A 17,020-nucleotide genomic window follows, 5' to 3' on the forward strand; every position below is an offset into this window, starting at 1 on the left:
GTAATTATAATCTCATTTATGAGATGCATGCAAAATACAAATAAATGAGCGAGCTACATATTGCGACATTTGTCCTCTATAAGCTATTGAATGTTTTCGAAGACAATAAGTTAAATAGTGTCATTCTCACTTTTGAAACTGATAAGTGTTAATAAATACATATACTTAAAATGGTCAAATAATATCGGTTGAGATAAATAGAATCCAAATATAAGCATCGACTCTGTAAGCTTTTAAATAAATTATAGTTGCTTATTATCTCAGCGTTTATCAGTTCATTTTAAGTTGCGTAATTTAGTCATAAGTACGTGATGGTTTGCTTCTCTGGGAGTTGTAAATATGGCCGCTTTTTCTCCTTTATTTTCTGCAGGCTTGTCTGCACTGGGTAAAGTTATCGTAATAGACACTCGAGGTGATTTAAAAATTGTCTCTGAGGATTATGCACTCCTACCTGGGGAAGTCTTTGTTGCTATAGATGATGAGGTCGTCTTGGCTGAGCTTCCTGTGAAAGAGGCTGAGCCGGAGTTTTCAACAGATATTGACCAAATATTGGCGACAATTGAATCAGGTCAAGACCCTACGCTACTTGTGGATTTCGCCTCCGCTGCTGGGGTTGAACCACCATCACAAGAAAAAATTCTAATTATCGATATTGCGGGCAACATCAAAATTGTACCTGCAAATACGATACTGGTTGCTGGAGAGGTCGTTCTGCAAGATGAAAGCGGGTTGTTGCTATTCTCAGAAAGCGATCTGCCAGCGACTTCTATTGTTGGTGATGATGGTGAGCTGATTGCTCTCGATACCGATCCAGAGATTGACCAAATATTCGCAGCGTTAGAGGCCGGAGAGGATCCGACCCAAATTGAAGAACTTGCTCCTGCTGCTGGTGGTGGGGCTGGTGGGTCGTCAATTGGTTTATCAGGTGAAATTGAGCGAACAGACGCACAGGTCTTAGCGTCAACATCTTTTGATACGTCTGGAATACAAAGCCAGGGTTTATCTGAAACACAGAGCCTTTCTTTACTCAACCTTTTGCAAATTGCTGCGATCAATCAGTTACCTTCTGCTCAAAACTTTAATGCCGCTTTGGATGAAGATACGTCTATTGTTGGTCAAGTATTGGCGACAGACGCAGACCTTCCATCTGGAGCTAGCCTGACTTACTCAACAACGTCGACTGCTGTTGGTTTAACTTTCAACACGGATGGCAGCTATACGTTTGATGCTTCGAGTTACGATTCACTGTCTGAAGGTGAAGAACTGGTTATTACTATTCCATTTACTGCGACAGATAATTTGGGTGGTTCTGGTTCCGGTACGTTAACAATAACAATTACAGGCACAAATGATGCCCCTGTTGCTCAGGCTGAATCTTTTTCAGTAAACGAAGATGAGACTTTTTCAGGGCAAATGGACGCCACCGATATCGACCTACCAACGGGCAGCGTTTTAAGCTTCTCTATTACCGACACAATTGAAGGGCTGACCTTCAATGATGATGGTAGTTATACATTTGATGCGAGTAGTTATGACTATCTTCAGGAAGGAGAGACGCTTGCTATTCCAGTAACGGTCACCGTTACTGATGAAGCGGGTGGAACAGACTCGACGATCCTCACTATCACAGTGATCGGAACTAATGATGCATCTATCGTCTCTGCTGATACCAGAACTCTGACAGAAACAAACAGTGTTCTTACTTCTTCAGGAACACTGACTAGCACAGATGTAGATGGACCGGATAACAGTTTTACTGCCAATACCATAACTAACGACTTTGGCACATTTGTCATTGATGCAGATGGAAACTGGACGTTTTCATCCAATGGTGCATTTGATCACCTTCGTGTTGGAGAAGAGGCCCGCTTTACCTACCCAGTCACCACCACCGATGGTACAGCCAGCTCAGTTGAAATCACCATTCAAGGTACTAATGACCTACCCGTAGTAGAAGAGCGCTTGGGTGGTTGGACCCAAGAAGACAGTACGACTCGCATTGTTAAAAATCTTGTGGTGCAAGATTTAGATAACGACAATCATACTTTTGCCGTAGTAGGCGGAACCGCACCGGCAGACAGTGTGGGTATATTCAAAATAAATGCCGAAGGGGTCTGGACGTTCGAATTGATCCCCGGCAAAGCAGACTACCTTAAAGAGGGTCAGAAGCTGTTTGAAACATACCAAGTCAAGGTCACGGACGAAGATGGCGGTGAAACGACGGTAGAAATTTTGATCGGTATAAAAGGCACCAATGATGCGTCGGTTGTGTCGTCAGATTCGGTCACGCTCGTTGAAACCGACAGTGTATTAACCTCTTCAGGCACCTTAACGAGTACGGATGTTGATGGCCCAGACAACAGTTTTACCGCCAATACTATAACCAACGACTTTGGCACATTTGTCATTGATGCTGATGGAAACTGGACGTTTTCATCCAATGGTGCATTTGATCACCTTCGTGTTGGAGAAGAGGCCCGCTTTACCTACCCAGTCACCACCGCCGATGGTACAGCCAGCTCGGTTGAAATCACCATTCAAGGTACTAACGACTTACCTGTGGTAGAAGAGCGCTTGGGTGGTTGGACCCAAGAAGACAGTACAACGCGCATTGTGAAGAACCTTGTCGTACAGGATTTGGATAACGACAATCACACCTTTGCGGTGGTAGGCGGGACTGCACCAGCAGACAGCGTGGGTATCTTCAACATTAATGCCGAAGGGGTTTGGACGTTTGAATTGATCCCCGGCAAAGCGGATTACCTGAAAGAAGGTCAGAAACTGTTTGAAACTTACCAAGTCAAAGTCACGGACGAAGATGGCGGTGAAACGACGGTAGAAATTTTGATCGGTATAAAAGGCACCAACGATGCGTCGGTTGTGTCGTCAGATTCGGTCACGCTCGTTGAAACAGACAGTGTGTTGACCTCTTCTGGAACACTGACTAGCACGGATGTAGATGGACCCGACAACAGTTTTGTTGCCAACACCATTACCAACGCCCTTGGTACGTTTGTTATCGACGAAAGCGGCAATTGGACCTTTACCGCCAGCAGCACATTTGATCATTTAAGAGTGGGTGAAAATGAAAGCTTTACCTACCCAGTCACAACCGCCGATGGCACAACCAGCTCGGTTGAAATCACCATTCAAGGCTCTAACGACTTACCCGTTGTAGAAGAGCGCTTGGGTGGTTGGACCCAAGAAGACAGTACAACGCGCATTGTGAAGAACCTTGTCGTACAGGATTTGGATAACGACAATCACACCTTTGCGGTGGTAGGCGGGACTGCACCAGCAGACAGCGTGGGTATCTTCAACATTAATGCCGAAGGGGTTTGGACGTTTGAATTGATCCCCGGCAAAGCGGATTATCTGAAAGAAGGTCAGAAACTGTTTGAAACCTACCAAGTCAAAGTCACGGACGAAGATGGCGGTGAAACGACGGTAGAAATTTTGATCGGTATAAAAGGCACCAACGATGCGTCGGTTGTGTCGTCAGATTCGGTCACGCTCGTTGAAACAGACAGTGTGTTGACCTCTTCTGGAACACTGACTAGCACGGATGTAGATGGACCCGACAACAGTTTTGTTGCCAACACCATTACCAACGCCCTTGGTACGTTTGTTATCGACGAAAGCGGCAATTGGACCTTTACCGCCAGCAGCACATTTGACCATTTAAGAGTCGGGGAAAGTGAAAGCTTTACCTACCCAGTCACTACCACCGATGGTACAGCCAGCTCGGTTGAAATCACCATTCAAGGAACTAACGACTTACCCGTTGTAGAAGAGCGCTTGGGTGGTTGGACTCAAGAAGACAGTACGACTCGTATCGTTAAAAATCTTGTGGTGCAAGATTTAGATAACGACAATCACACGTTTGCCGTAGTGGGCGGAACTGCACCAGCAGACAGCGTGGGTATCTTCAACATTAATGCCGAAGGGGTTTGGACGTTTGAATTGATCCCCGGCAAAGCGGATTACCTGAAAGAAGGTCAGAAACTGTTTGAAACCTACCAAGTCAAGGTTACGGATGAAGATGGTGGTGAAACGACGGTAGAAATTTTGATCGGTATAAAAGGCACCAACGATGCGTCGGTTGTGTCGTCAGATTCGGTCACGCTCGTTGAAACAGACAGTGTGTTGACCTCTTCTGGAACACTGACTAGCACGGATGTAGATGGACCCGACAACAGTTTTGTTGCCAACACCATTACCAACGCCCTTGGTACGTTTGTTATCGACGAAAGCGGCAATTGGACCTTTACCGCCAGCAGTACATTTGATCATTTAAGAGTGGGTGAAAATGAAAGCTTTACCTACCCAGTCACCACCACCGATGGCACAACCAGCTCGGTTGAAATCACCATTCAAGGCTCTAACGACTTACCTGTGGTAGAAGAGCGCTTGGGTGGTTGGACCCAAGAAGACAGTACAACGCGCATTGTGAAGAACCTTGTCGTACAGGATTTGGATAACGACAATCACACCTTTGCGGTGGTAGGCGGGATTGCACCGGCAGACAGCGTAGGTATTTTCAACATTAATGCCGAAGGGGTTTGGACGTTTGAATTGATCCCCGGCAAAGCGGATTACCTGAAAGAAGGTCAGAAGCTGTTTGAAACTTACCAAGTCAAAGTCACGGACGAAGATGGCGGTGAAACGACGGTAGAGGTCTTGATCGGTATAAAAGGCACCAACGATGCACCTGTCATTGATTCGACGGTGGATGTGACAGGATCTGTTGTAGAAGATACAGTAGGCAGCGGTCTTGCTACGGGGCAATTGGTCGCGTCCGACCCTGATAACGATACCTCACCTAATACTGATTTAACTTGGTCTGATGTTAGTACTCATCCATCTCAATTTGGTCATTTTGGCGTTGATTCTGCTACTGGGGAATGGACTTTTCAAATCAATAATTCACTCGGTTCCGTTCAAGCATTGGCAAAAGGGCAAGTCGTTACCGAAACCTTTACCGTTCAAGTAAGCGATGGAAGTGCGACAGATACCCAAGATATAACGGTGACCATCACGGGAACCAATGATGCTCCTGTAGTAACGGGTGGTAAGTTTTCAGATACAGTCACCGAAGACACTCAAACGACCGCTACCGGTGCCATCAGTTTTACAGATGTTGACACCATTGACGTACACACATGGGCGGTTAGTGGTGGTGGAACGGGAACATATGGGAACCTAACCATCGACAACAACGGCAACTGGCAGTATGTGTTGGATGCTGTGAAATCAAACAGCCTGCATGAGAATCAGCAGGAAACGGAAACTTTCACTGTTACCTTGAGTGATGGTAAAGGTGGAACCGTTTCTAAAACCATCGAAGTTTCAGTGGTTGGTAGCAACGATCTACCGACTGTAACCGGTGGAACAACGGGTGATGTTGAAGAAGATAACGCGTCACTTCAAAAAGCAACAGGTACGATAGCGATACAAGACCCTGACGTACCTGATAGCACAGAGTTTAAATTGCTCGGTAGCGATACTCAAACCTACGGCACATTTAAAATTGACGCTGCGACCGGTGAATGGGAATTCGATATAAACAACACCGCAGCGCAAGCTTTGGCTGAAGGTCAGGAAGTCACGCACACGTTCACCGTTGAAATTACCGATGACTACAATGGCGTCATTACTCAAGACGTTGTGATCACCATAACGGGTGACAACGATCAGCCATTTATTTCAGGTACACAGTCTGGGGACGTAAAAGAAGACACTACGCTAACTACAACAGGTTCACTGGATGTGGCGGATGCCGATGTGATTGATACTCACACTTGGACGGTGAGTAATGCTGGCGTGGGTAAATACGGCTCCATTTCTATTGATGCAAATGGAGACTGGACGTATACCCTAAATAACAGCAGTAAAAGAGTGCAACGACTGCTTGAAGGACAGGAAGAACATGATTTCTTCACTGTAACCGTGAACGATGGTAATGGTGGAATAGATACCAAACAAATTACCATTGAAGTTACGGGTACAAATGATATCCCACGTATGACAGGTTCAAGAGTGGGTACGGTAACTGAAGACGGAATGCTATCCGTATCCAAGAGATTAAAACCTGGCGATGCAGACCAAAACGATACTCATACTTGGGAAGTGACTCAGTCTCATCCTGGTAGCTTAGGTACATTCGGTGTCAATGCTTATGGGTGGTGGACATTCACTCTCGATAATGACAAAGCCGATCATCTCGATGCAGGTGACACTGTTCGGGAAGAATATTGGGTGAAAGTTACTGATAGTGAAGGGGCTTCCACCACGAAAAAGGTAGTGGTGACGATTGAAGGAACGAACGATATTCCGGCTCTAGACGGTGATTTATCTGGTACGGTTACAGAAGATACTCAAGTGACCACATCGGGTACATTGCTCGATGGTGACCCAGATGCCGACGATACTCACACGTTTGCCGTATTGAACCCTAAAGGGCTGTTTGGTGAATTGACGATGAATTCCGATGGTAATTGGGATTACGCGCTAACAAATTCAAATAGCCGAGTACAGGCGCTTGCCGTTGGTGAAACGTTAACGGACACCTATCGGGTGACTGTAACGGATAGCCATGGAGAGAAAACAGAAAAGAACCTAGTTATTACCATTCAAGGTAGCAACGACGATCCGTCGATAACAGGTAAAACTTCAGGAACTGTGATTGAAGCGACTGCTGGTCAGCAAGAAGCGGAAGGGCAACTTACTGCACTTGATATCGATACAACGGATACGCACACTTGGAAAGTCTTGGCTCCGGCGGGCACATTCGGGACGCTTGCCATTGACGAGAATACTGGGAAGTGGACATACCAACTTGATTCAACCAAAGATGCGACGCTTAAATTGGACGCGGGTGAAATAGCTCAGGATACATTCACTGTTGAAGTGGATGACGGCAATTTAGGAAAAACCACGCAAGAAATCACCATCAATGTGGTTGGGACCAACACCGATCCTAGTATTATCGGCGACGATACTGGCAGCATAAAAGAGCTTGCAGGTACGGGCACACCACCAACCCCTAATACCACGACAGGCACATTAGAGTCTGGCGACCCTGATGGGAGTGATACACATACCTGGATCGTTTTAGACCCATCTGGTAGCTATGGTTCTCTTTCTATTGATGGTAATGGTCAATGGACGTTTACTCTCAATGATTCATCTAATTCAGTGAACCAATTGGATGAAGGCGACACTGCAACTGATACGTTTACAGTGCGAGCGACAGATAGCTTTGGTCAACAAAGTGAATCTCAAGTAGAGATAACCATTACAGGCACCAATGACGCACCAACACTCTCGGGCAGTCAATTGTCTAAAACGATCACAGAAGATGGAGCAACCGCTGTTTCCGGTCAGCTTCAATCAGGGGATCCAGATAAAGATGATGGTGCAGAGTTTGGTATATCAGGTCCTTCCAACGCTGGAGAAGGAACATACGGCGTTCTTGTTGTAAATCCGACAACAGGACAGTGGAGTTATACCCTAAACGATGCCAATTCAACCGCCATTCAACAGCTTTCACCGACGACAAGTTTGACGGAGACGTTTACGGTCTTTGTCGAAGATGATGCGGGAGAAAAAGTAGAGAAAACGCTCACTATTACGATTGCTGGGACCAATGATGAACCAGAAATTATCGGTGATGTTGCTGCAACGTATACCGAAGATAGTGGTTCAGGTACAAGTGTCTCGCTGACCGGAAATCTTGATGTACAGGAAATCGATATTGATGTTGCTGATGGGACTGACACAGATACTGTCGATACAGTTAAGTTTGCTGCCGCTACGTTTACGGGTAATTTAGGTACGCTGACTGTTGATGAAAATGGTCAATGGGAGTATCTGATCAACAATGATTCTCCGCAAGTTCAAGGCTTGCGTCAGGACGATACTTATGTAGAAACATTTACCGTACTTGCTGAAGACGAATTTGGTGCGATTGTGAGTAAAGATCTCACCATAACTGTCAAAGGAACCAATGATTTGCCTGTAGTGAGCGGCGATGATGATGGCACAGTCACAGCAACGAAGTCCGAATCCGCAAAAGGTATGGTTGTTGCCACTGATGTTGATTCTCTTGACGATGTTAAGGAATGGACTGTTGTAGACGGCGATGGAACCTACGGAACATTAAGTATCGACTCTGCAACGGGTAAATGGATTTACACTTTAGATGCAGGAAAAACAATGCCTGCAACAAACGCCACTGCCGATGACGTATTTTATGTCCAAGCGAAAGATTTAGACGATGGTTTGTCGGCACCTTTCCCAATTATCATTAAAGTGCAAGGTTCTGGCTTTCCGCCAGTTGGAGGTGGTGGTACGCCAAACAACGATCAGCCAGACATTGTCGGAGATATCTCAGGCTCTGTGACCGAAGACTCTCTCACTTCTGAATCTGGTCAGCTAATAGCCAATGACCCTGATGTCGCGGACTCGCATACTTGGAGCTTAATTAATAGCGGCGGTACTGCTGAACCCGATAACAAGCTTGAAGGTACATACGGCACGTTGGAGCTCAATCCAGCAACCGGTAAATGGCACTATGTTTTAAATAACAATGATCCTCTGGTTCAAGCATTGGAGCCTGGGCAAGTTGTTCAAGATACGTTTACTGTAAAAGTGACAGACTCTTCAGGAGAATCCAACGACTCAGATACCCAAACTATTACGATTGATGTAGTGGGGAGCGCTGATCACGTTGAAGTAACTAACCCAGTTATAGAAACGGCACAAGTTGTTGAAGAAACAACGGAAACGGATTCAGGCACACTTACCGTGCCAGCAGGGCTCGGTGCAGGAACATGGCATTTGCCTACGGGTGAAGGTCAATACGGTACATTAACTCTCGATTCATCAGGAAACTGGAGCTATAACCTCAACAGTTCAAACGCGGCTGTTAATCAACTAAAAGAAGGTGCAAAGCTTACCGAAACTTTCGAAGTTGTTGTCGTCGATGAATATGGAAAGACCACCGTTGACGCAAGTGGTAATCCAATAAAGCTTCAAGTTGAAATTGATATTACAGGCACTAATGATTCACCAAACATAACGGGTGAACTGACGAGTAGTATTGCGAATACTGATAACGACGGTAAAGTCGCTGGATCGCTTAATTCTGGTGACCCTGACGTTGGTGATGTACATGAGTGGCGACTGTCGAATGAGACAGCAGCGAATGAAGAGCAGGGATCTTACGGGAAGCTGGTGCTTAACGCCGTGACCGGAAGTTATGAATATCAGCTAGATCAAAGTAATGCGACGGTTCAAAACTTGGGGCAAACAGACACGCTTACAGAAACTTTTGATGTCATTGTTCGAGATGCGCTCGGGCTTGAGTCTTCGGAAACGATCACAATTACCGTTACGGGTTCCAATGATGCTCCGGTAGTTTCTGGTGATGTTTCTGGAACGTCAGAAGAAAACAGTAGCACGCCAGCTTCAGGAAAATTGGATGCGACGGAATCCAATTCTGATGATTCAGCTTCCTTTATACCTAAAGAAGGAGGTAATGCACTTCAAGGGACGTACGGAACATTCGAGATTGATGCTGCCGGAAACTGGGTTTACAACTTATATAACGGGCAACCTCATGTCGAGAAGCTTTCGCCGGATTCATCTGTAACGGAAACCTTCGTGGTAACAGCGGTCGACAGCTTTGGCGTGACCACTCGTGAAACTGTGACAGTGACTATTACGGGGACGAATGACGACCCTGTCATTTCTGGTGATGCAACCGGCGTTGTTGCGGAAACGGCAATCACTACAGCATCTGGAAGTTTGGTAACAGCAGACGTCGATGAAGCAGATACTACGAGTTACAGCGTAACCACTGCATCGTCATACGGGACAATGACAGTTAACCCTACTACAGGCGTGTGGGAGTACGTTGTCGACAGCAACAACGCAACTGTGAATAGCTTAGGCAAAGGCTCTTCAATTGTAGATACAGCGGTTGTGACCGTTACCGACAAATTCGGCGGTACTGATACCATGACCATCAATATCACCATCAATGGTGAAAATGATGCCCCAGTTATTGTGGGTAATCTTCCGTCAGACACAGATGCAACTGCGCAGGAAGAATCTGCAATAACGGTGACAGGTCAGCTCAACTCCGGTGACCCAGATGTCTTAGATACTCCTGACTCCCATATCTGGGAGGTGCTGAATGACAACTCTCCATACGGAAGTATGTCTATCGACCAGAGTGGAGAATGGACATTTGATTTGGACAATAGTCATTCCGACATTCAAGAGCTGGGTGCAGGAGAAGAAATTGTTATTGAGTATCAGATTAAAGTGTCTGATCAACACAATGAGAGTGATACACAGACTGTTTCAATCACTGTTAAGGGAACCAACGATACTCCAACCGTGAGTGGTCCACTGACAGGCAGTACATCCGAAGACGGAACGTCAAGCGCGACAGGTGATCTGAACGTAAGTGATGTAGACGTGAGCGACACACATACTTGGAGCGTGACTGGTAGTGATACGGGGACGTATGGTTCTATCACGGTAGACGCTAATGGCGTATGGACATACACGCTAGCAAATAGTTCGGATGCCGTACAAAATTTGGCTGCTGGACAGACAGAACAAGATACCTTCCAGATCAGTGTTTTTGACGGTACTGAAACGGTAACAAAAACTGTAACAATCGACGTACAAGGAAGTAACGATACACCATCAATTACTGGTGACGTATCGGGTGGAATCTCTCAAGATTCAGCTTCAAGTATCACTGGTGACTTGAACGTATCAGACAAAGATTTAACGGATACGCACTCTTGGTCGCTAGTTGGTAGCGCTGCTGGTCAATATGGCGAGATAGCGCTTAATGCCTCTTCAGGTGAGTGGGAGTACACCGTTAATAATGCGTTGCTTGGCAGCGATGCATTAGGAGAAGGTGAGACAGATACTGAAACCTTTACTGTGCAAGTATCTGATGGAAATGGCGGTGTAACTAACCAGAACGTTGTTATTACAGTATCTGGTAGAAATGACGCACCAACGGTGACTGCTGTGAATGTTGCAGGTACGACAACACTTGGGTTTACAGCGTTAGCGTCTGGAAGCCTTACAGCGTCAGATCCCGATTCAAACAATACTTCGCTACTTTGGTCTGTATCCGATCCGAACGGAACGTATGGCAACCTTAGTATCGATCAGTTTGGGATGTGGTCTTACGTTATTGACGAAACCAAACCCAATGTATCTGACCTTATAAGCGGCGTGACAAAAACGGAAACCTTCACAATTGAAGTTGAAGATTCACATGGTGGTATTTCTACTGAAACAGTGACTGTAACGGTTAACGGTGCGTTGTTCAGCGGTTCTGTTACTACGGGTAATGACATACTCATCGCAACCGATGAAGATGAAGTTATTTATGGTGATCCGAAAGGGAGTGGCGTTGCTTCTCAAGATTCTTTTGTATGGCAACCTGGCTCATTAAGTTCGCCAGCAGGGCACGACATAGTTCGAGAGTTCGATGCTAACAATGACCAGTTGGATATTAGCGCAATTGTAGAAGCAGATAACTTGCTAGGGCTTTCTACGTTAGCATCCAATATTGCTCTCTCAGAGAGCTCTGGTAGCAGTGTACTCACCATAAGTGATGTTAGTGGTGTAATTCAAACCATTGAATTAGAAAATGTTGGACTGAGTGAATTACTGGATCATGCCTCTCCAAAAAGCTTATCTTCTGAAGAAAAAATCGAACGTCTGCTGGATAACGGTAGCTTGGTCGTAAGCGATAATATTGGTGACAGTAGCGCTAATGCCATCGGTGGCGGAATTTTATCTGACAGCTTATTTGGTTTGTCTGGAGATGACATACTTGATGGTGATAGCGGTTCGGATATTCTTGTAGGCGGTAGTGGGAACGATATTTTAACTGGCGGCAGTGGGAACGATTTGTTTATCTGGTACAAAGGAGAAACAGACAGTGCCTCAAGCCATGATCAGATTACGGATTTTACGTTGTCTACCGATACCAGTATCGGCGATAAGATGGACTTAAGAGACATCTTGCCTGATTCAGTAGATGGCAGCGATCTTTCTTCTCTGCTTGGTCATATTTCCGCTTCTGTTTCTAGTGATAGTTCGACTCTAGAGCTTGTTGTAACGCCTGAAACCGGAATGACTCAGGCTATAGATGTAGTCATTGGAAATGCTGGTGATTATGGTTTATCACTCACTTCAACCTCAAGTGAAATAGTGAGTGAACTTATGAATCAAAACGCTTTTAAATGGGATTAATATAAAATTCACTACTTTCAAAGGGCTGGAATTCTCCAGCCCTTTTTTATTTTTACTTATCTACCCATCGAATTCATTTCCACATGTAACTTAATATCGTTGAATATATTAATACTTATCTAGTACTTTTAACGATTGCGTATTGACCAAATTTTTTTGACGCTTCGTATCCTAGCTAAGAATGCGTTTTGATCTAAAGGTGAGTCAATTTTTGTCAAGCTGACTAAAAGGTAGACATAAAAGATAACTGACTTGATGAGATATTCTTTTGGCTGGTTTCGGAAATTAAAATTGTTGTTAATCAGTTAGATGTGGTTGGGCATTGATTCTTAGGTTTTATCAAAAAGAAAAGTTAATAATTTGATTCAAAAACGAGAATGAATTCTCTTTATTGAGAATATTGGTTGAATAATCATTTAATCAGTCATATGTAAATTGAGTGGAAAATGGTTTGCTAGCGATATACTTGTCAATAAAGCTCTTGCTGAAACTTTCAGAGTCGGAATTAATTTTCCTTAAAAATAAACTTTGAGTTTAAATTTGGTTGTTTAATCATCGATTTAATTTCAAATTGTTTAAATTGATTGGAAATGTAATTTTAAGGCTATCAACTTTGAGAGCTGGCTCATAAAGTCTGTAGGGACTGTAAAGAGATATTGAATCAGCTGATGGGTTTTGTGGAGTTAGTTCCATATAGGTGGTAAATTATTAGATTAACTAATAAAAATCTAATGCGTCATACATTCTGGCACGTAATGATGCAACGAAACGAATAACTTTGGGGTTAGCATGGATTCTATTCAATCTCTTTTGTCATCAGCGATCGCAGGTATCAGTCAATTAATTGTTATCGATCAGGAAGGCAACATTCGAGTTGTTCCAAAAGGAACACCATTACTTCCAGGTGAAGTTGTTTTTGCATCAGATGATGTTCAAAACCAAGCTTCTCCAAAAGCAAGTATTGTTGATAATGATCAGAACTTGAATGAATTGGAGCTTGATGAAGATATTCAAGATATCTTTGCTGCCTTGGAAGGTGGCGATGACCCAACTCAATTAGGTGATGAATTTGCAGCAGCGGCAGGTACAGCTGCTTCTGGTTCAAGCTTAACGACTTCAGGCGAAATTGAGCGAGTGGGTGCTCAGTCTATCGCGGAAACCTCTTTTGATACAGGCAGCCTAGAAAGCCAGGGGCTGTCTCGAACCCAAAGTTTAACTTTATTAGAATCCTACCGAATTTTACTTACGACAGAACCTAGCCCAGAAGGTGCCCCTACATTATCCATCCCAGAAGCTATTAACTCAGTTAATGCAGAAGAAGCACAAGATGGTGTTGATGTTCTTGTAACTGTTCCTGCAGGTACAACTATTGAAGATACTATCTTCCTTGAAGTATCAAGACCTACTGGTGGTTCTGTCTTTATAGAAGTGCCTGTTCCTGATGATTGGGATGGCTTCTCTCCAATAGTCGTTACCATTCCAGCAACGGATTTGACAACAGACGGTGATTACACCGTTACCGCTGAAGTTGTTAAACCAAATGGTGATTCAACTTCAACCAGTTCGCCTATCACCTTTGATCTTGATACTACGCCTCCATCTACACCTATTGTAACGATTGAAGATGATCTCAACGACGACGGTTTGCTCGCGGATGATGAACTAGAAGGGCAAGTCACTGTTACGGTTAGTATCCCATCAGATGCAGAAGTTGGTGATGTGCTTTCAGTGACGGGGCAACCTGATACTGTTATCACACAAGAAATGATCAATAACGGTGCGATTTCTTTTGAGTACGATCGCCCAGAAGATGGTGAATCACTGAATATCACGGCGACGGTGACCGACCAAGCAGGTAACACCTCAGCTGAAGGCAGTGATAGCGTTGTTACTGAAGATAACACACCGACAGGTGCGCCTGTTGTCCAAATATTGGACGATGCGAATGATGATGGAATCCTAACCTCGGATGAAAACGATGGGACAGTGGATGTCAGAATTACGCTTCCTGAAGGCGTTAAAGTTGGCGATACGCTAAAAATCACTGGACAACCCGATCTAATCATCAACCAAGAACAAATCGATGTTGGGTTTATTACCGTCTCATATCCAGCTCCAGGTGAAAATGAAACTCTTACTGTAAATGCCACCATTACTGATACATCAGGCAATGTTTCAGCGGAAGGAATAGACTCCGTTACTGGTGAGAATATCAATGATAACCCAGTCATCGCGGATGAAAATGGGAACCCACTTGGTGACTCTCTGAGCGTGTCGACGAATGAAGACACCCAAGTTGGTGGAAGACTCACAGCGACAGATGCCGATGGTGATGTGTTAACTTTTGCAAAAGGCACAGAACCCTCTAACGGCACGCTAACGGTGGATGCTGACGGAAATTGGTCTTATACACCTAACGAAAATTACAATGGTAACGACAGCTTTACTGTAATCGTAAGTGACGGTAATGGTGGAACAGATACGATAACTGTGAATGTTGGTGTTGCGGCTGTTAATGATGATCCAACAGCGACAGCAGAAACAGCATCAGTCAATGAAGATGCGACGGTTAGCGGACAAATTGAAGCGTCGGATGTCGATCTTCCTGCTGATAAATCGTTAGTATTTACAACAAACGAAGTAGTGAAAGGGCTAACACTTAATTCAGATGGCTCATATACCTTCGACGCAAGCGAATATGATGATCTGAAAGAAGGGCAAGAACTCGTTATCACGGTACCAGTTACTGTTGAAGATGACGCAGGTGGTAGTACAACGACTTCGCTTACCATTACCGTTATTGGTAGCAATGATCCTGCAGATGTGACTGCCGATGTAGCAAATTTGACGGAGTCTGACTCTGTACTTACTGCAAGTGGTCAACTTGAAAGCACTGATCCAGATGGTAATGACAACACATTTAAAGCGACCACTATTAGCGGCACATATGGTGTATTGACGCTTCAAGCAGACGGTAGCTGGAATTTTGAATCTCACACTGCATTGGATGAGCTTGGGGCGAATGACCAAGTTACAGAACAGTTTATCGTAGAAACGGAAGATGGAACGAAGTCAACCATCGACATTAATATCCAAGGTACTAACGATGTTCCTTCCGTGGAGTTGCAAACACATATTTGGATACTTGAAGGTGATACATCAAAAACAGTAAAAAGCCTGACAGTTAACGATGCTGATGCAAACGACAGCCATACTTTCACTGTTCTTTCTCAACCAGACACAAGTTTGGGTGATTTTGAAATGCGTGCCGACGGCAGCTATACGTTCGTTATCACAGACACTGAAGGCGCAGATAAGCTACCGGAAGGTTATAAGCACAATGAGACATATCAAATTGAAGTAAAAGATTCTCAAGGTGCAACAACTATTGTTGATGTTACGGTAACGATTACTGGTACAAATGACGCTGCTGAAGTGACATCGGCTACTAAAACATTAACAGAAACCGATGGTATTGTAAGAACGAGTGGCACCTTAACGCATACAGATGTAGACGGTGCGGATAACACATTCAAAGCCGATACGATCGAAAGTGATATCGGAACGTTGTACATTCATAAAAGTGGTGAGTGGCAATTCAAATCTAGCAGTGCATACGATCACCTTGATGAAGGGGAGTCTGTAACACATACCTTCAATGTCTTTACCGAAGACGGTACCCCAACCACAGTCAAGATTACAATTGAAGGCACCAATGATGCACCGGTTGCTACCGCAGATACTGCTACAACTCTAGAAGACAATTCAGTAACCATAGATGTATTGGCTAACGATACCGATGCAGAAGACAGCCCTCTATCTATCAAAGAGGCATCAGTTCCAGCGCATCAAGGAACAGTTGAGATTGTAGATGGGAAAATCGTATTCACCCCAGCCGAAAACTTCAATGGCGAGGCTACGATTACCTATACAACCACAGATGGAAAGCTAGATAGTGAACCTACCACTGTGAAAGTAACTGTTGAAGCAGTTAATGATGATGTAGGTGCGGTAACAGATTCAGACGGCAATGATAATACAGTTGCTGAGAATGCGAGCATTGGTACCGAAGTTAACATTACAGGTCTTGCAGTAGACGCAGATGGTCAAAGTGTTACGTATACGCTGAGTAACGACGCAGATGGTTTATTTATCATAGACCCAGAAACAGGTGTCGTTACCGTCAATGGCGCATTAGATCATGAAGTTTCTGATTCTCATACTATTGAAATTACAGCCACTTCCGAAGATGGTAGCCAATCCAGCCAAACTTTCACTATTAATGTCAGTGATATTGACGAAATTGCCCCAGAAGCGCCAGGCGTGGAGATCACAGAAGATACGGATAACGACGGTCTGATCAGCAAGGCGGAGTTGGACGGTGACGTGAACGTGACCATCAGCCTGACAGGCACAGGCGCGGTGAAAGGCGATACCTTGACCGTGAACGGCACGGCTATCGAACTGACACAAGCTCACATCGACGCAGGGCAAGTGTTGACGACGGTGGATGCACCGGCGGAAGGCGCGACACTGACAGTGGACGCGACCATCACGGATGCGGCGGGCAACGTGTCAGAGAAAGGCAGCGACAGTGCGAAAGTGGACACGGCGGTACTGACGCACCCAACAGACGATGGGAATGCGGCCATCACGTCCGACATCACGGACGCGACCAACAGTGGTCTGAAAACCGACACCATCACCAACGACAACTCACCGG

General features: G+C 44.8%; 2 protein-coding genes. Both read left to right on the forward strand.

Features of this window, described 5'->3' with window-relative positions; all coding sequences use genetic code 11:
* Positions 1-339: 339 nt before the first annotated feature.
* Positions 340-12,297, forward strand: coding sequence for a VCBS domain-containing protein (locus CW749_RS21785; protein ID WP_101114505.1), 11,958 nt, complete (start codon positions 340-342; stop codon positions 12,295-12,297).
* A 789-nt stretch (positions 12,298-13,086) separates the two neighbouring features.
* The coding region (locus tag CW749_RS21790) for a VCBS domain-containing protein (RefSeq protein ID WP_145997871.1) at positions 13,087-17,020 on the forward strand (3,934 nt) is incomplete at its 3' end.

Origin of the sequence: Vibrio sp. vnigr-6D03, from assembly GCF_002835515.1 — a bacterium.
Lineage (GTDB): Bacteria > Pseudomonadota > Gammaproteobacteria > Enterobacterales > Vibrionaceae > Vibrio > Vibrio penaeicida.